A 22,672-nucleotide genomic window follows, 5' to 3' on the forward strand; every position below is an offset into this window, starting at 1 on the left:
GAGCCGCCCGGCACACCGCGGGCCCCGCACGCCGGCCCCGGCGCCGGGCGGCGCTCCGTCAGGACACCGTCGCGCGGGCCGTGCCGCGGGTGTACACCTGCCGTCCGGCGAACCAGGTCTGGAGCACCTGCGTCGCATGGACCTCCTGCACCGGGATGTCGAACAGCGGCCGGTCCAGGACGATGAAGTCCGCGGAGAGGCCGGGCCTGATGCGGCCCGTCTCATGGGAAAGGCCCATCGCCTCCGCGGCGTTCACGGTGTGCGCGGCCAGCGCGGTCGCCAGGTCCACGGCCTGTTCCGGTGCGAGGCTGCCGGGGAACAGGGGGTCGGGGCTGCGGCGCGTCACCATCGTCTCGATGCTCAGCCACGGGTCGGGCAGCGCCGCCCCCACCGGCCAGTCCGAGCCCGCCGCGATGCTCGTGCCCGCCTCCCGCAGCTCCCGCAGCGGCCAGACGCGCTCCATGTAGTGTTCCTGGACCTGCCGGGCGATCACACCGTTCATCGGGTTCGGGAACCACAGCGCGGGCGACGCGTCGGCCACCACGTCGAGCTCCCGGAAGCGCGGCACGTCGTCCGGGTGCACGAACTCCGGGTGCGCGAGGTGGAACACCGGGCCCGCGCCGTGCCGTTCGCGCATCAGCCGGACGGCGTCCAGCGCCTGGCGCACCGTGCCGTCCGCCGTCGCGTGCAGCTTGGCGTGCAGCCCGCGCTCCACCGCGGCCTCCAGCAGCAGCGCCAACTCGTCGTCCGTGAAGAGGCTGTCGCCCGTGAAGCCGCCGTCCCCGCCCTCGTCGCCGCCGACCGGCCGGTACGGTTCGAGGAACCTCGACGTGCGCGTCATCGGTACGCCGTCGAGCACCGCCTTCACGAAGTCCGGCCGCACATGCGGCGAACGGCGCCGGGGCGCGCTGTCGAACAGGTCGGTGCCCACGGGCCCCGACTCGACGAACTCCCGCGCGGGCATCGACGCGACGACCCACGCGGACAGCTCGCCCGCCCGGTCGAGCTCCGTGAACACGTCGAGCCACGCGCCCATCATCGCCGCGTCCTGAGCCGCCGTCACCCCGACCGAGTTGAGGATCTCCACCGCCGTGCGGGCGGAGCGCAGGTCGCGGACGCGCGGGTCGGCCACCGCGCGCCGCGCGGCCAGCTCCGCGTCCGTGGCGGGCGCGCCGAGCAGCAGGCCCACGGCGCGGCCCGCCGCGTCCCGCACATACCGGCCCCCCGGCGGGTCGGGGGTGGCGTCGCCGGCACCGAGGATCTCCAGCGCCCGCGAGTTGACCCACCGGTTGTGCAGCGAGTCGTCCCGCAGCATCACCGGGCGCCCCTCGGCCACCTCGTCGAGCGCCGCCAGCATGCCGGTGTTGCCCACCGCCTGGAACACCGGGCTGGCCACCGTGCCCCCGACGACCCACTCGCCGGGACCCAGCGCACGCGCCTGGTCCCGCACGGCACCGAGGATCTCCGTCACACCGGACGCCGGCGGCAGCGTGAGCTCCCACGCCGCGGCCTGCCCGCCGAGGCCGAGGTGCGTGTGCACGTCGACCAGGCCCGGCACGACCATGCGGCCCCCGGCGTCCACGACCCGGGTGCCTGGGCCCACGAGCCGCTCGATGTCCCAGTCCGTGCCGACCGCCACCACCCGGCCGTCCCGCGCCGCGAACGCCGACGCGCGGGGCCGCTCGGCGTCGAGTGTGCGGACGTCCGCGTCCCGCACCACGAGGTCGATGCGGTGGTCCGTGTCCGGGAACGGGGAGGCGGTGTCTTCGGGCATGGCGATCCCTCGGTTCTGCGCGAAGGCGGCTCGGCTGCCGCGGGTCCTCTCCAGCGAGCGTAGGCCGACGCGGCGCGGCGCGCGTGTCGTGCGCGCATCTCACTCGATGCGCGACGCGTGCCACGCGTACCCCGCTCGGCGTGCGACGCGTGCCACGTACACCCCGCCCGGTGGGCGACGAGGGCTGCGTGTACCTGCCTAGCTCGGTGTGCGAAGAGCGCCACGCGTACCCGCCCGGTGTGCGACGGGCGCCGCGCGTACCTGCCTCGCCCGGTGTGCGACGAGGGCTGCGTCCAGCCCGCCCGGTGCGTGACGTGCCACGCGTACCCCGCTCAGCGTGCGATGAGTGCCGCCAGCCAGGCGGCCACCGCGAGCAGGCACGCGTACAGCTCCACGAGCAGCGGCAGGCCAGGGCCGCGCAGCAGCGCGCGGGTGGCGGCCCAGCCGTTGCCGTGCCCGCCGAGGCGGTGCCGCTCCGCCCCGTACACACCGCCCACGAAACCGACGACACCGCCCACCACGGGCAGCGCGAAGAACCCGGCGACCGCCCACGCGCCGCCCACCGCGAGTGTTCTGCGGGGCGCGCCCGCGCGGCCGGGGCGGCGCGACGGCAGCAGCGGACGCAGCGCCTGGCTCACCAGCAGCAGCGCCGTCGCCACCATCAGCACCACCCACGCCGCCCGCGAGACGTCCGACAGCGCCCACCACAGCACCGCGGCCCACACGATCGCCTGCCCGGGAACGCCTGGGGTGAGCACCCCGATCAGGCCGAGCAGCATCACCAGGCCGACCAGCACCAGCTGCCACACGTCCATGCACCCAGCCTGCAGGAAGCGGAGCGTTCCCGCAGATCAGCGGCCCGGCCCCGGCCGCACGCCACCCCGGGGCGCGTCCCGCGCCACCCAGCCGCGCTCGTACGCGTGCCAGCCGAGCTGGAGCCTGGTGGTGACCCCGCTCATCTCCATGAGGCCCTTCACCCTGCGCTGCACGGTCCGCAGCCCCAGGTCCAGCTGCTTGGCCACACTGGCGTCCGTCATCCCGGCCAGCAGCAGCGAGAGGACCCGCAGGTCCGTCGCGTCCGGCTCGGCCCGCCCCTCGGACCGCACGGACCCCCGCCTGTCGAGGGCCAGCGGCATCGACTCCCGCCACACCGCGTCGAACAGCGCGTACAGCGACTCCAGCAGGCCGCTCGCGTGCACGACCAGCGCGGTCGGCTCGGTGTCCGCGCCGGTGAGCGGCACCATCGCGAGAGCGCGGTCCGCGATCACCAGCTTCGTCGGGACCCGGTCGGCCACCCGCACCCGCTCGTCCCTGCCGAGCGCCGTCGCCAGCTCCTCGACCCCGCCGGGCGCGGCGAGCACCTCCTGTTCGACGACGACCCGGTAGCGCACGCCGCGCGTCGCGGCCTCCTCCTCCGCCGTGTTCTCCCGGCCGCTCACCACGATCGGCGCGCCGGTGACCAGGGCGCACACCTCTTCGGCCGCGCCGAGTTGCAGCTGCCTGAAGCGGTGGGAGACCGCGCTCGCGCCGGTGACGACCTCCACCAGGTCGTGCACGGCGGCCTCCCCGACCTCCGCGCGGTACTCCTCGGCCAGCAGCACGGCGGCCAGCTCCGCCTGCTCCAGCTCGTGGCGGTGCTGCGTCAGCAGCGCGCCGAGCGCGAGCGCGGGCGGCGCCGCCACCCACCGGCCCGCGCGGGACGACGACTGCGCGGCGAGGCCGTGCCGTTCGAGGCGGCGCAGCGCGGCCTCGATGTCGTGCTCCGGCAGCGCGAGCCGGTGGGCGAGCTCCGCGACCTCCGCGGCGCCGATGGCCACCAGCGCGCGGTACGCGGACTCCTGTCTCTCGTCGAGCCCTATGGCACCCAGCACCCGAAATCCCTCCCCTTGTCCTGGCCCCGTGCTCGCGGACAGTTCTACGCCCCCCCTCGTGGCGGAAAGCGGCCACGGCGTAAAACCGCCGCGCACGGCATGCCTGTACAGCCGGCAATTCTGCCAAGGTGGGCGGATCGGAGCAGCAACAGACCACGGTCATATGCCTCTCCGAGGTCGTCTGCCGCGCGTCCTTCCCGTGGGGGGTGGGGGTGCGACGGCGGACTTCGACCGGCCGGCCGCCAAGCGGCGCCGGGGTCGGCGACGGCCCTCGCCGACCCCGTGCGCGTCCCCGCGTCCCGGCCGGTCCTCATTTTTCCCGATGCCCGTTTTCGCACCCGGCGCGCGGTCGAAGATAGGGGCATGAACAACGAGGGGGAGCGTTCCGCTCCGGATGCCGGCGACGACTGGTGGAACCGGCTGTACGACGACACGTCAGCGGACACCGCGGCGGGCGCGCCGGCCGCGCCCGACACGCTCGACGACCGCTTCGCCTCCGCCTCCCGCACCTTGTCCGTGCCGCCCCCGCCCGAGGCGCCCCCCGGGGCGTACGGTCCCCCAGTGCGGGACGAGTCCTCCGGGAGGCCCCGCCCGGCCACCGCAGGAGACGGCTCCAGGGACGAGTACGGCCGCGAGGACGGACCGGACGCCGGCCACGGGCCCGCGGAGCCCGCGCGGGAGCCCGCGCCGCTCGACGGCGCCCGCAGGCCCCCCGCCTGGTGGGAGCACGCCCCCGGAGCGCCGTGGGAGGCGCCGCCGTACACCCCGGCGGACACTGTGCCGCTGCCCGCCCCGCGCCCCCAAGCCCCTGCGCAGGAGCCGCCGGAGCCCGAGCCCGTGGACGCAGGCGGCCCCGCGGCCGGCACCGCGGGACCCGATGCCTCAGGGCCCGGCACCGTGGACTCCCGCGGCGCCCAGGCCGCCTTCCGGGACACCCCAGGGCCCGCGGCTGAGCCGGACCAGGTGGCGGGGCGCGCCGGGCGGCGGAACACCCAGGCGGAGGCCAGGGACACCCCGCAGGAGGTCAGGGACGTCCCGGGCGGCGGGGAGCGGGTGCCGCCGCTGCCGCGGCGCCCGGCGCCGCCCGCCGTGGGGCACGGGGACGCGCCGGTGCCCGCGCGCCCGTGGGACGCGCCGCTGCCCGCTCCCGCCCCCCAGGACCCGCCCGCCGGCCCCGGCCCTCGCGCGAACACCGCCCTCCCGCCCGGGGCGCGGGGCGCCGGCGCCCCGCCCCAGGAGCCGCGCCCCTGGATGCCCCCCGCGCCCCCCGCGCCCCTCGAGACCGCCCCGCCCGCGCCGGCCGCCTCAGGGGCTCCCGCTGGGACCGCTCCGCTCGGCGCGGGGGTACCCCCGCCCCCGGTGGACACGGCGGCGCCCGCCCGGCCGGGTCCGGGCACGCACACCGCCCCCGCGCCCGGAGAGGCGCCCTCCGCGCCCTCCGCGCCCGAGGCCCAGCCGCAGCCGCAGCCGCGGCCGCGGGTCGGGTTCGTGGGGTTCAGGCCGCCGACGTACGACCCCGAGCCCACCGCGCTGCCGCTGGCGTCCTCAGGGACGCTCGACCGGGTCGTGCCCGACACCGTGCTCGACGGGGCCAGGTACGGCACGTACACACTGCGCGCCGCTTCCGTGCGCGGGGACTCGGCGCGCTACCGCGGCGAGCCCCGCAGGGACGCGCTGCTCACCGCGCGCTTCGGGGCGGGCGCCGACGCGCTCGTCCTGGTCGCCGTCGCGTCCGGCGCGCGGGCCGCGGAGGAGGCGTACCGGGCCGCGGCCGACGCCTGCCACTGGATCGGCGAGGCCGTCTGCCGCAGCCACCCCCGGCTCGCCGACGACATAAAGGACGGACGCGCCGACGCCCTCAAGTCCGGGCTGCACCGGCTCACCGACCGTACGTACGGCAAGCTGCGCGCCCGCGCCGCGGAACTGGGCCTCGACCCGGCCGCGTACGCGACGAGCCTGCGCTGCCTGCTGCTCTCCGCCGATCCGCGGGTCCGCCTGCGGGTCTTCTTCGGGGTGGGCACCGGAGGACTCTTCCTGCTCAGGGACCACGAGTGGCGTGACCTCGAACCGGGGCTGCCGACCTCCGCCGCCCGCGGGGCGTCGGCGGACGAGCCCGAAGAACCGGACGGGCCCGGCGTCACGGGGCCGCTGGGGCCCGGGCCGGGCGACGACCCGCGCACCCTCGGCCTCGGTGTCCCCACGGCCCGCACACCGCACACGGAGACGGCCGCCCCGGCGCCCGAGCAGATGTTCCGCTTCCACGCCGTTACGGCACGCGCGGGCGACACCCTGCTGCTGTGCGGCGACGGGCTCGCCGAGCCGCTGCGGGGCGAGCCGGGGCTCGCGGGCGCGCTCAGCGCGCGCTGGTCCGGGCAGGACCCGCCGGGCCTGGTGGAGTTCCTCGCCGACGTGCAGCTGAGGGCGAAGGGGTACGCGGATGATCGCACGGCTGTCGCCGTCTGGGAGGCGTAACGCCACCGGCCGTGGGTTTGATGGACTTCCCCGAAGGACGTCCCCTCCGTACGGAAAGGCGCACCGGCATGGTCAAGCAGAACGTCGCCGAGCAGTTCGTCCAGATCCTGGTGAGGGCGGGGGTCGAGCGGATGTACGGAGTCGTGGGCGACAGCCTCAACCCCGTCGTCGACGCGATCCGCCGCACACCGGGACTCGACTGGGTGCACATGCGCCACGAGGAGGCCGCCGCGTTCGCCGCGGGCGCCGAGGCGCAGGTCACCGGGCGACTCGCGGCGTGCGCCGGCTCCTGCGGCCCCGGCAACCTGCACCTGGTCAACGGTCTTTACGACGCACACCGGTCGATGGCCCCGGTGCTCGCCCTCGCCTCCCACATCCCGTCCGCGGAGATCGGCACCAGCTACTTCCAGGAGACCCACCCCAGCGCCCTGTTCGAGGAGTGCAGCCACTACAACGAGATGATCTCCAACCCGCGGCAGATGCCCCGGGTCCTCCAGACCGCCATCCAGCACGCCGTCGGCCGCCAGGGCGTCAGCGTGGTCACCCTGCCGGGCGACATCGCCTCGGCACCCGCCCCCGACCACGCGCCCGAGCAGGCCCTGGTCACCGGAAGGCCCACCGTGCGGCCCGGTGAGGCGGAGATCGAGCAGCTGGCCCGCATGGTCGACGCGGCCGACCGCGTCACACTGTTCTGCGGCAGCGGCACCGCGGGCGCGCACGCCGAGGTGATGGAGTTCGCGGAGAAGATCAAGTCGCCCGTCGGCCACGCCCTGCGCGGCAAGGAGTGGATCCAGTACGACAACCCCTTCGACGTGGGGATGAGCGGGCTGCTCGGCTACGGCGCCGCCTACGAGGCCACCCACGAGTGCGACCTGCTGATCCTGCTCGGCACGGACTTCCCGTACAACGCCTTCCTGCCCACGGACGTGAAGATCGTCCAGGTGGACATCAGGCCCGAGCACCTCGGTCGCCGGTCCAAGCTGGACCTCGCTGTCTGGGGCGACGTACGGGAGACGCTGACGGCGCTGATCCCCCGGGTGCGGGAGAAGCGGAGCCGCCGCTTCCTCGACCGGATGCTGAAGAAGCACGCGGACGCGCTCGAAGGCGTCGTCAAGGCGTACACCCGCAAGGTCGAGAAGCACACTCCGATCCACCCCGAGTACGTGGCGTCCGTGCTGGACGAGGTCGCGGACGACGACGCCGTCTTCACCGTCGACACCGGCATGTGCAACGTCTGGGCGGCCCGCTACCTCACGCCCAACGGGCGCCGCAGGGTGATCGGGTCGTTCAGCCACGGATCGATGGCGAACGCCATGCCGCAGGCCATCGGCGCGCAGCTCACCGACCGGCGCCGGCAGATCGTGTCCATGTCCGGCGACGGCGGCTTCGCCATGCTGATGGGCGACTTCCTCACCCTGGTGCAGCACGACCTGCCGGTGAAGGTCGTGCTGTTCAACAACTCGTCGCTCGGCATGGTCGAGCTGGAGATGCTGGTCGCGGGGCTGCCGTCGTACGGCACCGCCAACAGCGACACGGACTTCGCCGCGATCGCCACCGCGGCCGGTGCGTACGGTGTGCGCGTCGAAAAGCCCAGGGAACTGGAGAAGGCCCTCAAGGACGCCTTCCGGCACAAGGGACCCGCCCTGGTCGACGTCGTCACCGACCCCAACGCCCTGTCCATCCCGCCGAAGATCAGCGCGGAGATGGTGACGGGCTTCGCCCTGTCCGCGAGCAAGATCGTCCTCGACGGCGGGGTGGGCCGGATGGTGCAGATGGCGCGGGCGAACCTGCGGAACGTGCCGAGGCCGTGACCGGGCGAGCGGTGTGGGGCGGTGTGTCCCACGGCGGGCCCGCGAAGGTGTCGCGCGGGTTCAGCTCCCGCGCACGAAGCCCGTCGCGACCGCCACGGCGATCACCACGGCCATGGCAATGATCCAGGGGGTGTCCATGCCCCAGACCGTAACCTCCGTCTGGCCGAAAACAAACCCCCGTACGGGGCCCGGTGTGGACGTACGGCTCCGGTGACACCGCGGCGCGACCGCCTTCCACGGCACAGCGGAGGGCCGGTGTGCCGCAGTCACGTCACACCGGCCCTCCGCTGTCGTCGGCCGTGCCGGCCGCCCGCCGCCGGAGCGTCGGGCGGCCGGCACGGTCAGGTCAGCCGAACTGCTGCTCCAGATCGGCCAGCTTCCGCTCCAGCGAGTCAAGACGCGGCAGCGCCTGGGTGTCGTCCTCGGCCGTGAGGTCCACGGTCCGTGCGGCGGTCGCGGGCGCGGCCGTCTCCGCGCTGTTCTTCACGGGCTCCAGCGGGGGCCGGCCTGGCGCCGCGGCGCCCTGTTCCGTGAGGTCGGCTAGAGCAGGCTCCGCGGTCGAGGCGACGGCCTGCTGCTGGCCACCCGGCGCGCTGAGCGCCGGGATCTGCCGGCCGCCGCCGCCCCTCGGCCACGAACGGTGCTGCCGGTTGAGGGCCTTGATCTGCGCCCTGTCCAGCTTGCCCTGCTCGCGCCTGCGGTACCTGGCCTGTTCCTTCTGCCGCTTGTCGTCGCGCACCTCCTCGACCGCCTCGTCCAGGGTGCGGACCCCTTCGAGCAGCATCAGCGACCAGGCGCCGAACGTCTCGCGCGGGGCGCGCAGCCAGCGCACGATGCGGATCTGCGGCAGCGGACGCGGGACGAGCCCCTGCTCGCGCAGGGCGGCGCGGCGCGTCTGCTTCAGCGCGCGGTCAAAGAGGATCGCCGCCGAGAGCGACATCCCGGAGAAGAACTGCGGCGCGCCCGCGTGGTCGATGCCGCGCGGCGCGTGCACCCAGTTGAACCAGGCGGCCGCACCGGCGAACAGCCAGACCAGCAGCCGGGAACCGAGCGCCGCGTCACCGTGGCTGGCCTCGCGTACGGCCAGCACGGAGCAGAACATCGCCGCACCGTCGAGCCCGAACGGCACCAGGTACTCCCAGCCGCCCGACAGGTTCAGGTTCTCCTGGCCGAAGCCCACGAGGCCGTGGAAGGAGAGCGCGGCCGCCACCGCGGCACAGCAGAAAAGCAGGGCGTAGGAAGCGATGCCGTACACCGTCTCCTTGCGCCTGCGGCGCTCCTCGGAGCGCTCCCAGGAGTCCTCGGTGGCGGGCTTGTTGGTGCGCTTGCGCGTGATCAGGGCCACCGCCACCAGGATTCCGACGAGCAGCACGCCGCCGGGGAGCAGCCAGTTCAGCGATATGTCGGTCAGTCGCATGCGGTGTTCCTTGCATCGCAGGAGGAAGTAACGGGCGCCATAGTGGCGCAAACGAGGCGTCCCGCAGGTGTCGTTGGGACAACTGCACGCCAACGAGGCGTCAAGATACGCATAAAGGCGTGTTCAGTGAGAACTGCCGTTCGGTGACCGGCTGTCATGTTCGATTAATATCACCCTTCGGGGTGGTTCAGCGCTCGGGATGACACACTGTCAGGTGTGCCGACGCGCCGTCAGGAACCGCCCCCGTACCGGGAACCGTCAGGCCGAGGCGCGAAGTCTCCGCACCCGCTCGCCGTCACCTGTGCGGGGGCAGGTGACGCACGTGTCGTCAGGACGCAGAGTGTAGAACAGGCAGCAGGTGGTGCGATCCCGGGTCGGTACCGTACGCCCGTCCTCGGCCGTCAGCCGGCGGAACCCCGCGCTCCCGGCGTACGGCACGGACCCGGCGGGCAGCAGGAGTTCAAGCTCCGTGACGGCTCGCCGCTCCTCGCCGAGGAGATGGCCGATGTACCAGAGGCTCTCGACGATCTCGTCCGACGCCATGCCCCACAGCGCCCGGCCGCGCCTGCGCATCCGGGGGCCGAACGCGGCGAGCACCGGGGCGAGATGGTCCGCCACCGCCGCCCGCACCTCGGCGCGCAGGGCCTCCTCGTCCGGGACGACACGGGCGCCCGGCGCACGGGCCGCGGGGTCGTCGGGCAGGCACGCGAACTCCTCGGGGCACACGGAGATCCGGCCCAGTGCGCGCGGGAACGACACGGCGTCCGCGGGTAGCCGGGGCACCCTGCGGTCCAGGAACCAGGGGAGTGTCATCAACAGGCAGGCGGGCCAGGCGTAGCGGTGCAGCGCCAGGCCGGCGAGCACGTCGGGGCGGGCCGTGCGGCCCCCGTCGCGCTCGATCCGCCGGGCGTCCCAGGAGACGAACATGTCCAGCGCCCCGGGGTCGGTCGCGACCTCCCGCGCGGTCATCCAGCCGCCACCCCTGCGCGGCGGCTGTCCCGGTCCCCGCACCTCGACGCGGAGGGAGGGGAACACCTCGGTCAGCCGCCGGTAGGTCTCGGCGAAGGAGGACGCGGCGCCGGCGGGGCCGACGGCCACGGAGGCGGGGGAACGGCGCATGCGGGCAACCACCGAATCGCGATCGTTTCAGGTAAGCCTTACCTTATCCGAACTCCGCGGGGTGGGGACGCGACGCTCCCTGCGCCTATCGTGCACACCACGACCCCGGCCCGCCACCGGGCGGGCGGCAGCCGGAGGGAGGCGGAGTGGCACAGCGCGACACGCGCGGGAGCGCGGCACCGCGCCCGTACGGCGCCCGGGGCGCCGGCCCCTCGCGCCCCCCGGCGGCCGGCGAGGACGCCGGGCGTGAGCGCCCGGTGGGCGATGGGCCGCGTCCTGGCCGTGCGCGCCCCGCGGGCAGCGGCATCGGCTCCGGCCGCACCACGGGGGACGGCGGGGACGCGGCGGGGGACGGCGGGGCGGGCGGGCGCGCGTGGCCCGCGGCCTCGGTGGCCGCGGCGGAGCCGCCCTCGGTGCCCGCGCAGGTGCGGCGCCACTCCGTGCGCGGGCAGGTGCTCGACGCCCTGCGCACCGCCCTCGCCGAGGGCGAACTCGCGCCCGGCGAGGTCTACTCGGCGCCCACGCTCGGCCGCAGGCTCGGAGTCTCGGCCACGCCCGTGCGGGAGGCCATGCTCAGGCTCGCCGCCGAGGGCAGCGTGGAGGTCGTCCCCAACCGGGGCTTCCGGGTCGCCGAGCGCGACCCCGCGGCCCTCGCGGAACTCGCCGAGGTGCGGGCCCTCGTGGAGGTGCCCGTACTGCTGCGCCTCGCCCGCCTCGACCCGGCGCCCGACTGGTCCGCGCTGCGGCCCCTCGCCGAGCGGTGCGCCGCGGCCGCCGCGCGGGGCGAGCGGGCCGCGTACGCGGCACAGGACCGCGCCTTCCACCGGGCCCTGCTCGTGCTCGGCGGCAACCGCCAGCTGGTGCTCGTCGCCGACGACCTGCACCGGCGCGCCCAGTGGCCGCCCGCGGCCGGCGGGGCGGCCGGGCGCGCGGGCCTCGTCGCGGACGCCGCCGAGCACACCGCGCTCCTCGACGCGCTCGCCGCCCGCGACCTGCCGGCCGTCGCCGCGGTCCTGCGGGACCACTTCACGGGCGCCGGGGGCTGACGCGCGGGGGGCGTCGCGAGCCGCGGGGCACGGGCCGTCCAGACTCATGGGCATGATCCACGACACGGCACGGCCCCGCGGCACCGAGGACCAGCTGCCGCCCGACCACCGGGGGCCCGTGCGGTTCCTGTGGTGGCTCGTCGTCGGCCAGCGCCGCCGCACCGCGCTCGCCGCCCTGCTCGGCAGCGTGTGGATGGGGCTGCTCGCGCTGCCGCCCTACCTGCTCTCCCGCGCCGTGGACGACGGGCTGCGCGCGGGCGACGGCGGCGCGCTGCTCCGCTGGAGCGCCGCCCTCCTCGCCGTCGGCCTCGTGGAGGCATGGCTGTCCATCCTGCGCCACCGCACCATGACCCGGGTGCGCAACGACGCCGCCGTGCGCACCGCGCGCGCCGTGGCCCACCACGCGGCCCGCCTCGGCGCGAGCCTGTCCCACCGCGTGGCCGAGGGCGAGGTGCTGGCCATCGGCCTCGGGGACGTCGCGACCGTGGCGCAGTCCATGACGGCCGTGGGCCCCGGCACGGGTGCCGTGGTGTGCTGCCTCGCCGTCGCCGCTGTGCTGTTCTCGGTGTCACCGCTGATCGCGGCCGTGGTGCTCGCCGGCGTCCCTGCGCTGGCGCTCGCCGTGGGCCCGCTGCTCGGCCGACTGACCGGCGCGCTCACCGCCTACCGGGCGAGGCAGGGTGAACTGGCCCTGCAACTCGCCGACGTGGCGGGAGGGCTGCGGGTGCTCGCCGGGCTCGGCGGCAAGGAGGCGTACGCGCGACGGTACGGCAGGGCCTCCGCGCGGCTGCTCGAAGAGGGGTACCGCGTCGCGTCCGCGACGAGCTGGGTGGACGCCTGCGGTACGGGCGTGCCCGCGCTGTTCCTCGCCGTGGTGACCTGGCTCGGCGCGCGGACGGCCGCGGAAGGCGCCATCAGCGTGGGCGACCTCGTCGCCGTGTACGGGTACGTCGCCGTGCTGCTCGTGCCCGTCGCGTCCTTCATCGAGAGCGGCGGCGACCTCAGCCAGGCCCTCGTCGCGGCGCGCCGGATCGTGGCGTTCCTCGCCCTGGAACCGGAGTCCGCCGGCACCGCCAGGACAGGGCGGGCCCCGCACGGGCCCGCCGAGCTGTACGACCCCGTGTCCGGGGCGCGGATCGCGCCCGGCGCGTTCACCGCGCTCGCCTCCGACGCCCCTGCCGAGGCCGCGGCCGTGCTCGACCGGATCGGCGGGCTCGCCCCGTCCGCCGCGACCTGGGGCGGCGTCCGGCTCGACGCCGTTCCACTCGACGCCGTACGCGCCCGGATCCTCGTCGCCGACAACGAGTCGCACCTCTTCGCCGGCCCGGTTCTCGACGCCGTCGAGGGCCGCGCGCCCCGCGACCCGGCGGCCGTGCGCCGGGCGCTGCACACCGCGGCCGCCGAGGACGTCGTACGGGCACTGCCGCGCGGGCTCGACACACCGCTCGACGACGGCGGCCGCAACGTCTCAGGCGGCCAGCGCCAGCGGCTGCGGCTGGCGCGCGCCCTCCTCGCCGAGCCCGAGGTGCTGCTTGCCGCTGAACCCACCTCGGCGGTCGACGCCCACACCGAGGCGCGGCTCGCTGCCCGGCTGCGCGCCGCGCGCGCCGGCCGCACCACGGTCGTCACCACCACCTCGCCACTCGTCCTTGACGCCGCGGACACCGTCTGCCACCTGGCGGACGGGCGCGTGGCCGCCACCGGCACCCACCGCGCGCTGCTCGCGGCGGGCGGCGCGTACCGCGCCCTGGTGTCCCGCACGGCCGAGCCGCCCGCCGCGGACGGCGACCTGACGGCCGCGTCCGGCGGGACCGCCGTACGGGCGGCCGGGGCCGTGGGCGGAGACCTCCCGGACGGGACCGGCGCGGCGGAGGGCACCCGATGACGGACCGGAACGGCCCCCAGGACCGGCGACAGCCGCGGCGGCAGGACCGGGACGGCGAGCAGGCCGGGGCCCCCGGCAGCCGGGACGCGCAGGACCCCGCGCCCGCGGGCGCCGCCGTCCCGCCGCAGCGCCACGAGCCCCGGCCGGGACCGGGCGGGGACCCAGCGGGCGCGTCTTGCGGCAGTGGGCTGCCCGTGGCCGGGGTACGGGCCGTGCGGCGGGCCGGGGTGGGGCTCGTGCGGGCCGACCGGGCGGTGTTCGCCGGGATGCTGGGGCTCAACGCGGCGGCCGCGGCCGCCGGACTGCTCGCGCCCTGGCTGCTCGGCCGCGTCGTCGACACGGTCGTCACGGGCGGCGGCGGTGTGGCCGCGGTCGACCGGCTCTCCCTCGCCGTCGTGGCCTGCGCGGTCGGACAACTGCTGCTGACCCGCTGGGGCAGACTCCTCGCGCACCGCTTCGGCGAGCGCGCCTCGGCCAGGGTGCGCGGGCAGTTCACCGCGCGCGCCCTCGCACTGCCCGCCGCGACCGTCGAGCGCGCCGGGACCGGCGACCTGGCGGCCCGGGGCACGGGCGACGTGCCGGCCGTCGGCGCCGCCCTGCGCGACGTGGTGCCCGAGGTGCTCGTGGCGTCGCTCCAGGCGCTCGCCGTGCTGGCCGCGACCCTGCTGCTCGCACCGGCGCTCGGCGCCCTCGGCCTCGTGTTCCTGCTGGGCATCCCCGCGGCCGCCCGCTGGTACCTGCGGCGCGCCCGCGCCGCCTACCTCGCCCAGGGCGAGGCACAGTCCGCGCTCGCCGGGACCCTCGCGGCCACCGCGGCAGGGGCCCGCACCGTGGAGGCGCTCGGCCTCCAGCGCCGGCGCGCCGAGGCCATGGAGGCCGTCGCGGACAGCTGGGTCCGCAGCCGCGAACGCACCCTCCTCCTGCGCAGCGTGCTGTTCCCCGCCGTCGACGTGTCGTACGTCCTGCCCGTCGTCGCCGTGCTGCTCGCCGGGGGCGCCCTGGCCCGGCACGGCGCGGTGAGCCTGGGCACCGTCGTCACCTGTGTGCTGTACCTGCGGCAGCTGTCCACGCCGCTCGACGCCGTGCTCCAGCGGATGGAGGCGCTGCAGGGCGGCCTCGCGTCGTTCGCGCGGGTCGAGGGGCTCGCCGCCGCGCCCGCCTCGTCCGCGACGGCGGGCGCCGAGCCCGAGGGCGGCCTGGTCGAGGTGGCGGACGTGTACTTCGGGTACCCCGGCGCGGACCGCGACGTGCTGCGCGGTGTCCGGCTCTCGGTGCGGCCGGGGGAGCGGCTCGCGGTCGTCGGCCCGTCCGGCGCGGGCAAGTCCACGCTCGGGCGGCTCCTCGTCGGCATCGACAGGCCGCGGTCGGGCGAGGTCACCGTGGGCGGCGCCCCGGTCGCGGACCTCACCCCGGAGCGGCTGCGCCGCCAGGTCGTCCTCGTCACCCAGGAGCACCACGTCTTCCGGGCCGGCGTGCGCGACAACCTGCTGCTCGCCGCCCCCGACGCGGACGACACCCGGCTCCTCGCGGCCCTCGACGCGGTCGGCGCGGACTGGGTGGCCGCGTTGCCGGACGGACTCGGCACCGAACTCGGCGCAGGGCGGTACGAGGTGGACGGCGCGCAGGCCCAGCAGCTTGCGCTCGCCCGGGTCGTACTCGCCGACCCGGCGGTCGTGGTGCTCGACGAGGCCACCGCCCTCCTCGACCCGGCGACCGCGAGGAACGCGGAACGCGCGCTCGCCGCCGTCCTCGCCGGCCGTACGGTCGTCGCGATCGCGCACCGCCTGCACACGGCACACGACGCCGACCGGGTGGCCGTGCTCGAAGGCGGCCGGATCACCGAACTCGGCACCCATGACGCGCTGGTGGCGGCCGGCGGCCCGTACGCGGCGCTCTGGGCGGCCTGGCACGGCACCGGGGACCGTCCTGCCGGGCCGCCGCCCGGCCGGGTCAGGCCGGGGACGGCGGGCTGAGCGGCAAGGGCGGTACGAGCCGCTCGGCGAGCCACGTCGGCACCCCGCCGAGCAGCCGGACGAGCCGGCCGGCCTCGGCGCGCAGCCGGCCCGCCTCGGGCTCCTGCTCCGTCTCGGCGAGGGAGACCAGCGCGGGCGCGGTCCCCACGAGGAAGCCGAGCTCCTCGCGGATGCGCAGCGACTCGGCGAAGCCGTGCCTGGCCTCCGCCACCTCGCCCCTGCGCAGCGCGAGCCCGGCGAGATGGCGCCAGGTGAAGGAGAGCAGCAGGGCGTCGCCGCGGTCGGTGGCCGTCGCGTGCGCCCTGGTGTACGCGCCGCGCGCCGACTGCGGAGCGCCGGAGAGCTTCTCCGCCACCAGGCCCCTGCGGAAGTCGAGCAGGGCGCGCCCCCGGGCGCCGGGCGCCAGCAGGGCCGCGGCCCTGCCGAGCGCCGCGCGCGCCTCGTCGGTGCGGTCGTGCGCGCCGAGGAGTGTGGACACGTACGCGAGGTGCCCCCGCTCGCAGGCCGCCTCGCCCCGTTCCTCGTCGGTGTGCGCCGTCGCCTCCGCCGTACGCAGCGCGTCCTCCGCCTCCTCCCAGCCCCGTGCCGTGTACAGGCAGCGCTCGACGAGGAGCGAGGCACGCTGGAGCGCGGGGCCCGCGGCGTCCGCGCGGGGGGCGAGCAGGGCGGCCGCGTCGGCCCAGCAGCCCCGCGAGCGCAGCCGCCACACCGCGGTCTGGAGCGGATCGTCACCGGCAGTGCTTCCGGAACCAGACATCGCGGTATACGCCACGGAGCCCTCCCCTTGCGCGCCATCGTGCCGAGTGTGAGATGCATCTCAGCACGGATGGGGCGTCGGGCCAATACTTCTGGTGAAAGTTTTCACAATCTCGCGTCGGCGCGGGTGGCCCTCAGCTCATCCGCAGCGCGAGGAAGAAGTCGAGCTTGTCCTCAAGGCGCGCCAGGTCACGGCCCGTCAGCTGCTCGATCCTGCCGATCCGGTACCGCAGCGTGTTCACGTGCACGTGCAGCCGGGAGGCGCACCGGGTCCACGAGCCGTCGCAGGCGAGGAACGCCTCAAGGGTGGGGACCAGTTCGGCCCGGTGCCGCGTGTCGTAGTCGCGCAGCGGGTCGAGCAGCCGCGCGGTGAACGCGCGCCGCACGTCGTCGGGGACGAACGGCAGCAGCAGGACGTGCGAGGCCAGTTCGTGGTGGCCCGCCGCGCGCACCGGGCCCTGCCGGGCCGCGGCGACCCGCCGCGCGTGCCGCGCCTCCTCCAGCGCGCCGCGCAGGCCCTCGGCCGAGTGCACCACCGCGGACACCCCGAGCGTGAGCCGGCCGTCGCCGCCGAGCCCCGCGGCGAGCGGCTCGCGCACCGCGGCGGCGATCTCGTCGGCGAACAGCCCGGGGCCGCGTCCGCCCGCGCGCGCGTCCGCCCCCGCCCGCCCGGCCCCGCCCGTGTCCTGGCCGGCCTCCGCGCCCGGTCCCGCGGCCCCGTCCGCCCCGGTCCCGCCCGCACGCGCCGAACCGTCCGTCCCGCCCCCGCCCGTGCTCGCGGCCCCGGACACGTCGCGGGCACCTCCCGACCCGCGCACCCGCACCGCGCCGGCCGCCCCGGAAGCGCCCGCCGCGCCGCGCGCCGCCGCCGCGCCGCCCGTGCTCGTCTCACCGGACGCGTCGGCGGTGTCCCCCGCACCCGGGGCGCGTGCCGCGTCCGCCGCACTGCGCGCGCCCGCCGCGTCGCGCGCGGCCGCCGCGACCGCCGTACGGGACACGTCCGCCGCGTCACCCGGGCGGAGCGCCGGGTCCCCGCCGTCGTCGTGCGGCGGGTCCGCGTTCCCCGGCGGCAGCGGTACGAGCGCCACGGCCTCGTCGCCCGCGTACGCCACCGCGATGCGGTCGGACGCGCGGCCGTCCGGGTGACCCGCGGTGGCGAGGACCTCTTCCAGGAGCGACGTGAGCACCGCGGCTCCGCCCTGCGCGGGGCGCGGTCGCGACCACTCCAGGGCCGCCACCGCGATCTGCCAGTTCGGGGCGGGCCCGCCACCGGGCAGCAGCACCGGCGCCGCGACCCGCAGCCGCGCCGCGATCTCGGCGGGCGCCGCGCCCGCCTGGACCAGTTCGAGGACCTCCTGCGCCAGCCTGCGGCGCACCGCGCGCGCCGCGTCCCTGCGGTCCCGCTCCACCGCGATCAGCTGGGTCACGCCCTGGAGCAGGTCGACGCGCTCCGTGGGCCAGTCGCCCGGGTCCGCCTCGACCGCGAGCAGCCACTCCGCGAGCGCGGTCTCCCGCGGCTCGCGCGCCATGTGCTCCACGGGGCCGGCGCCCCGGCCGAGGGCGTGCACCGCGAACAGCGCGTACACCGTGGAGCCGAGTACCACCCGGTACGGGCCCCTGCGCCCGGTGCGGGCCACCGCCAGGTGCGCGGCGGCGAGCTCCGCCGCGCGGTCCTCGGCCAGCGGGGCGCCGGACCCCGCGATCCGCCGCCCGGTGGGCGAGAGCACCCAGGCGCGCAGGTCGAGGTCGGAGCCGAGCAGGTCGAGCACCGCGTCGGGGCCGCCGCCCGCGGGGCCCGGCGTCATCAGCCTGCGGTGCCGGTCCACCACGGCCGCCAGGTCACCCGCCCGCTCCCCGGAGACCTGGCGCACCACGTACTCCGTCACCGTCGCGAACGACACCGCCGTGTCCACTGCGAGCAGCGGCAGCCGGTGCCGCGTGCACGCCGCGACCAGGTCGTCGGGGACGGTGTGCATCTCGGCCTCGCCGACCGCGAGTGCCGCCACGCCCGCCGCCGCGAGCAGCCGCACGAACGGCTCGGAGTCGGCGCCGCCCCGGTGCCACACAAGACCCGTCAGCACCAGCTCGCCGCCGGACAGGTACCGGCTCGGATCGCGCAGGTCCGTCGTCATCACCCCGCGCACCGGGCGGTCGAGCTCCGCCTCGCCGCCCAGCAGCCTCAGGCCGAGCCCCTCGGTCTCCAGCAGTGCGCGCAGCCGCATCGTCTCGCCGCCGTTTCTCTCTGGTCGTGCGTCGTGCGCCGGTGGCCCCGCGGGTGCCCCGGGGTATGCAGAAGGGACGGGGAAGGAAAGCACCGCACGCTGCCGGGTCGGAAGGGGCCGTGTGGCGGCCGGGGCCCGTGGGCTCGGCGTTTGTTCGAATCTACAAGACCGGACGGCGGCCCGGCCAACCGCTTCATGGTTTCCGTGACTGCACCGGACGGAGCAGGGCTTGTGTACTGGGGCCATTCAGCGTGAACAGCTCATGAACACCCGCCGGGTGTTCCCCGCCGGGCCCGCGGCCCGCCGGGCCGGCCGTCCCCCGGACAGCGTTCGACCGACCACGAGGATTCGACCGACCACGAAGATGAGGAAAGAGCCCTTCATGGACTTCCTTCGCCCGGCAACGTGGGAGGAGGCGCTCGCAGCCAAGGCGGCGCATCCCACCGCGGTGCCCCTCGCGGGTGGCACGGACGTCATGGTCGAGATCAACTTCGATCACCGCCGGCCCGCCCAGCTGCTCGACCTCAACCGCATCGCGGACCTGACCGACTGGGAGGTGGGCGAGGACACCGTGCGCCTCGGCGCCTCCGTCCCGTACGCGCGGATCATGGAACACCTGCGCGCCGAACTCCCCGGCCTCGCGCTCGCCTCGCACACCGTCGCCTCCCCGCAGATCCGCAACCGCGGCGGCGTCGGCGGCAACCTCGGCACGGCGTCGCCCGCGGGCGACGCCCACCCCGCGCTGCTCGCCGCCGGCGCCGAGGTCGAGGCCGAGTCCGTGCGCGGCAGCAGGCGCATCCCGATCGACGACTTCTACACCGGCGTCAAGCGCAACGCCCTTCAGCCCGACGAGCTGATCAGGGCCGTGCACGTCAAGAAGGCCGCGGGCCCGCAGCAGTACTCCAAGGTCGGCACCCGCAACGCCATGGTCATCGCGGTGTGCGCCTTCGGCCTCGCCCTGCACCCTGACACCAGGACCGTGCGTACCGGTATCGGATCGGCCGCGCCCACCCCTGTACGCGCGCGGGCCGCCGAGGAGTTCCTCACCGCGGCCCTCGCCGAGGACGGCGGCTGGGACAGCGGCGCGCCGCTCGCCCCCTCCGTCGCCACCCGCTTCGCCGAACTCGTCGCGGGTGCCTGCAACCCCATCGACGACGTCCGCGGCACCGCCGCCTACCGCCGCCACGCCATCGGCGTCCTCGCGCGCCGGCAGCTCGGCTGGACCTGGGACCAGTACCGGGGCGCCCGTACTCTCGAAGGAGCTGCATAACCCGTGCGAGTGACATTCACCGTCAACGGCAGGCCCCACGAGGCCGACGACGTGTGGGAGGGCGAGAGCCTCCTGTACGTGCTGCGCGAGCGCATGGGCCTGCCCGGCTCGAAGAACGCCTGCGAGCAGGGCGAGTGCGGCTCCTGCACCGTCCGGCTCGACGGCGTGCCCGTCTGCTCCTGCCTGGTGGCCGCGGGCCAGGTCGAGGGCCGCGAGGTCGTCACCGTCGAGGGCCTCGCCGACCACGCCGCGCGGCGCGGCGCCGGCCAGGACGCCCGGCAGGACGGCATCCCGCTCGACGCCGCGCGCCGCTGGCAGGCCCGCCCCGGGCTGCCCGCCGACTCACAGACCGGCGAGGGCCTGCCGCTCTCGCCCGTGCAGCAGGCGTTCATCGACGCGGGCGCCGTCCAGTGCGGCTTCTGCACGCCAGGCCTGCTCGTCGCCGCCGACGAGATGCTGGAGCGCACCCCCTCACCCACCGACGCGGACATCCGCGAGGCCCTCTCGGGCAACCTCTGCCGCTGCACCGGCTACGAGAAGATCCTCGACGCCGTGCGCCTCGCCGCCGCCCGCCAGACCCAGGGGAGCTGACGATGCCCCAGCAACCGCGCGTCACCCCGGCGGGACTCGTCCAGGGCACCGGCGCCGAGGGCGGGATCGGCGCGTCCACCCTGCGCCCCGACGGCACCCTGAAGGTCACGGGCGAGTTCGCGTACGCCTCCGACATGTGGCACGAGGACATGCTCTGGGGCCACACCCTGCGCTCCACCGTCGCGCACGCCGAGATCCGCTCCATCGACACGGCCGAGGCGCTCGCCACCCCCGGTGTGTACGCGGTCCTCACCTACGACGACCTGCCGACCGACGTCACCCACTACGGCCTGGAGATCCAGGACACCCCCGTGCTCGCCCACGGCAAGGTGCGCCACCACGGCGAACCGGTCGCGCTGATCGCCGCCGACCACCCGGAGACCGCGCGCCGCGCCGCCGCGAAGATCAGGGTCGACTACGCCGAACTGCCGCTGGTCACCGACGAGGCGTCCGCCACCGCGCCCGGCGCCCCACTCGTCCACGAGCACCGCGACGACCACCATTCGGGCCACGTCCCGCACCCCAACATCGTCCACCGGCAGCCCATCAGGCGCGGCGACGCCGACGCCGCTGCGGCACGCGCCGACGTGATCGTCTCGGGCGAGTACCACTTCGGCATGCAGGACCAGGCGTTCCTCGGCCCCGAGTCCGGGCTCGCCGTGCCCGCGGAGGACGGCGGCGTCGACCTGTACGTGGCCACGCAGTGGCTCCACTCCGACCTGCGGCAGATCGCGCCGGTGCTCGGACTCCCGCCGGAGAAGGTGCGTATGACGCTCTCCGGCGTCGGCGGCGCCTTCGGCGGTCGCGAGGACCTGTCCATGCAGATCCACGGGTGCCTCCTCGCGCTCCGCACCGGCAAGCCCGTCAAGATCGTCTACAACCGGTTCGAGTCCTTCTTCGGCCATGTGCACCGCCATCCTGCCCGCCTCTGGTACGAGCACGGCGCCACCCGGGACGGCAAGCTGACGCACCTGCGGTGCCGCATCGTCCTCGACGGCGGCGCCTACGCCTCCGCCTCGCCCGCCGTCGTCGGCAACGCCGCCTCCCTCTCCGTCGGCCCCTACGTCGTCGACGACGTCGACATCGAGGCGCTCGCCCTCTACTCCAACAACCCGCCCTGCGGCGCGATGCGCGGCTTCGGCGCGGTCCAGGCGTGCTTCGCCTACGAGGCGCAGATGGACAAGGTCGCCGCCGCACTCGGCATGGACCCGGTCGAGCTGCGGCAGCGCAACGCCATGAGCCAGGGCGCCGTGATGCCCACGGGCCAGCGCGTCGACTCGCCCGCACCCGTCGCCGAGCTGCTGCGCCGGGTCAAGGCCCGCCCGCTGCCGCCCGAGCGCCAGTGGGACACCGCGGGCGAGGCGGCCGACGTGCGCGCGCTGCCCGGCGGCCTGTCCAACACCACCCACGGCGAGGGCGTCGTGCGGGGCGTCGGCTACGCGGTCGGTATCAAGAACGTCGGCTTCTCCGAAGGGTTCGACGACTACTCCACCGCCCGGGTGCGCCTCGAAGTCGTCGGCGGCGAGGCCGTCGCCGTGGTGCACACCGCGATGGCCGAGGTCGGGCAGGGCGGCATCACCGTGCACGCCCAGATCGCCAGAACCGAACTGGGCGTCTCCCAGGTCACCATCAGCCCCGCCGACACCCGCGTCGGCTCGGCGGGCTCCACCTCCGCGTCCCGGCAGACGTACATGACGGGCGGCGCCGTCAAGAACACCTGCGAGCACGTGCGCGAGCGGGTGCTGGAGAGAGGGCGGCGCAAGTTCGGCACCTACCACCCGGCGTGGGCCACGGCCGAGTTGCTGCTCGAAGGGGGCAAGGTCGTCACCGACGGCGGCGAGGTGCTGGCCGACCTCGTGGACGTCCTCGGGGACGAGGCCGTCGACCTGGAGCTGGAGTTCAGGCACCGCCCCACCGAGGCGTTCGACCTGCGCACCGGGCAGGGCGACGGGCACGTCCAGTACTCCTTCGCGGCCCACCGCGCCGTCGTCGAGGTCGACACCGAGCTCGGCCTCGTCAAGGTCGTCGAGCTGGCCTGCGCCCAGGACGTCGGCAGGGCGCTCAACCCGCTGTCCGTGGTCGGCCAGATCCAGGGCGGTACCACCCAGGGGCTCGGCGTCGCCGTGATGGAGGAGATCGTCGTCGACCCGAAGACCGCGCGGGTGCGCAACCCGTCCTTCACCGACTACCTGATCCCCACCATCCTCGACACCCCGACGATCCCCGTCGACGTGCTCGAACTCGCCGACGACCACGCCCCGTACGGGCTGCGCGGCATCGGCGAGGCGCCCACGCTGTCCTCCACACCCGCGGTGCTCGCCGCGATCAGGGACGCCACGGGCCTCGCGCTCGACCGGACCCCGGTCAGGCCCGAGCACCTCACCGGCACGGGCCCCGCCGCCTGACGGCCCGGTCCCGGGCCGCGCCGGCCGGGCGCGGCCCCGCCACCGCCCGGCGGCGCACCC

The 22,672-nt window shown here is 76.0% G+C and carries 15 protein-coding genes; 8 read left to right on the plus strand and 7 right to left on the minus strand.

Going from position 1 to position 22,672, the window contains the following annotated elements:
• Positions 1 to 58 precede the first annotated feature (58 nt).
• The 3 genes from ABEA77_RS15975 to ABEA77_RS15985 form a co-directional block, all read right to left on the minus strand.
• On the minus strand, positions 59 to 1,774 hold the full coding sequence (locus ABEA77_RS15975; protein ID WP_345647180.1) for an amidohydrolase: 1,716 nt from the start codon (positions 1,772 to 1,774) through the stop codon (positions 59 to 61).
• A 332-nt stretch (positions 1,775 to 2,106) separates the two neighbouring features.
• Positions 2,107 to 2,589, minus strand: coding sequence for a DUF456 domain-containing protein (locus ABEA77_RS15980; RefSeq protein ID WP_345647183.1), 483 nt, complete (start codon positions 2,587 to 2,589; stop codon positions 2,107 to 2,109).
• A gap of 36 nt (positions 2,590 to 2,625) precedes the next feature.
• Entirely contained in the window at positions 2,626 to 3,645 is a 1,020-nt protein-coding gene (locus ABEA77_RS15985; RefSeq protein WP_345647186.1) for a helix-turn-helix domain-containing protein, read from the minus strand.
• A gap of 363 nt (positions 3,646 to 4,008) precedes the next feature.
• On the opposite strand from ABEA77_RS15985, the gene ABEA77_RS15990 reads away from it, so the two are divergent.
• Positions 4,009 to 6,117 (plus strand): protein phosphatase 2C domain-containing protein, encoded by a 2,109-nt coding sequence (locus ABEA77_RS15990; protein ID WP_345647189.1) that lies wholly within the window; start codon positions 4,009 to 4,011, stop codon positions 6,115 to 6,117.
• A 68-nt stretch (positions 6,118 to 6,185) separates the two neighbouring features.
• Complete coding sequence (locus tag ABEA77_RS15995; RefSeq protein WP_345647192.1) at positions 6,186 to 7,928, plus strand: pyruvate dehydrogenase; 1,743 nt, start codon at positions 6,186 to 6,188, stop codon at positions 7,926 to 7,928.
• A gap of 346 nt (positions 7,929 to 8,274) precedes the next feature.
• On the opposite strand, the gene ABEA77_RS16000 is transcribed toward ABEA77_RS15995, so the two are convergent.
• On the minus strand, positions 8,275 to 9,345 hold the full coding sequence (locus tag ABEA77_RS16000) for a DUF2637 domain-containing protein (RefSeq protein ID WP_345647195.1): 1,071 nt from the start codon (positions 9,343 to 9,345) through the stop codon (positions 8,275 to 8,277).
• A 258-nt stretch (positions 9,346 to 9,603) separates the two neighbouring features.
• Positions 9,604 to 10,464, minus strand: a complete 861-nt coding sequence (locus ABEA77_RS16005; protein ID WP_345647198.1) for a (2Fe-2S)-binding protein — start codon at positions 10,462 to 10,464, stop codon at positions 9,604 to 9,606.
• A 146-nt stretch (positions 10,465 to 10,610) separates the two neighbouring features.
• Between ABEA77_RS16005 and ABEA77_RS16010 the strand changes: the two genes are divergently transcribed.
• From ABEA77_RS16010 to ABEA77_RS16020, 3 genes are read left to right on the plus strand one after another with little or no spacing between them, the layout of a single operon-like run.
• Positions 10,611 to 11,510, plus strand: coding sequence for a GntR family transcriptional regulator (locus tag ABEA77_RS16010; protein WP_425588282.1), 900 nt, complete (start codon positions 10,611 to 10,613; stop codon positions 11,508 to 11,510).
• A gap of 52 nt (positions 11,511 to 11,562) precedes the next feature.
• A complete protein-coding gene (locus tag ABEA77_RS16015) occupies positions 11,563 to 13,395 on the plus strand; it encodes an ABC transporter transmembrane domain-containing protein (RefSeq protein ID WP_345647204.1) in 1,833 nt (610 codons plus the stop codon).
• Positions 13,392 to 15,368 (plus strand): ABC transporter ATP-binding protein, encoded by a 1,977-nt coding sequence (locus ABEA77_RS16020; protein WP_345647207.1) that lies wholly within the window; start codon positions 13,392 to 13,394, stop codon positions 15,366 to 15,368. The genes ABEA77_RS16015 and ABEA77_RS16020 overlap by 4 nt, the downstream gene beginning before the upstream one ends.
• Here ABEA77_RS16020 and ABEA77_RS16025 read toward each other — a convergent pair.
• Together ABEA77_RS16025 and ABEA77_RS16030 are read right to left on the minus strand one after the other, a co-directional pair.
• The gene (locus ABEA77_RS16025) at positions 15,346 to 16,140 is read right to left on the minus strand and encodes a hypothetical protein (RefSeq protein ID WP_345647209.1); all 795 of its coding nucleotides are present in this window, start codon (positions 16,138 to 16,140) and stop codon (positions 15,346 to 15,348) included. The two genes, ABEA77_RS16020 and ABEA77_RS16025, sit on opposite strands and share 23 nt — an antisense overlap.
• A gap of 118 nt (positions 16,141 to 16,258) precedes the next feature.
• Positions 16,259 to 18,346, minus strand: coding sequence for a PucR family transcriptional regulator (locus ABEA77_RS16030; RefSeq protein ID WP_345647211.1), 2,088 nt, complete (start codon positions 18,344 to 18,346; stop codon positions 16,259 to 16,261).
• Positions 18,347 to 18,728: 382 nt separating this feature from the next.
• On the opposite strand from ABEA77_RS16030, the gene ABEA77_RS16035 reads away from it, so the two are divergent.
• The 3 genes from ABEA77_RS16035 to pucD are packed head-to-tail and all read left to right on the plus strand — an operon-like array spanning position 18,729 to position 22,612.
• A complete protein-coding gene (locus tag ABEA77_RS16035; protein WP_345647214.1) occupies positions 18,729 to 19,616 on the plus strand; it encodes an FAD binding domain-containing protein in 888 nt (295 codons plus the stop codon).
• Between the two features lie 3 nt (positions 19,617 to 19,619).
• Positions 19,620 to 20,207, plus strand: a complete 588-nt coding sequence (locus ABEA77_RS16040) for a (2Fe-2S)-binding protein (RefSeq protein WP_345647217.1) — start codon at positions 19,620 to 19,622, stop codon at positions 20,205 to 20,207.
• Between the two features lie 2 nt (positions 20,208 to 20,209).
• A complete protein-coding gene (gene pucD / locus ABEA77_RS16045) occupies positions 20,210 to 22,612 on the plus strand; it encodes a xanthine dehydrogenase subunit D (protein ID WP_345647220.1) in 2,403 nt (800 codons plus the stop codon).
• Positions 22,613 to 22,672: the final 60 nt, after the last annotated feature.

This window comes from Streptomyces tremellae (assembly GCF_039540215.1).
GTDB classification, from domain to species: Bacteria; Actinomycetota; Actinomycetes; order Streptomycetales; family Streptomycetaceae; genus Streptomyces; species Streptomyces tremellae.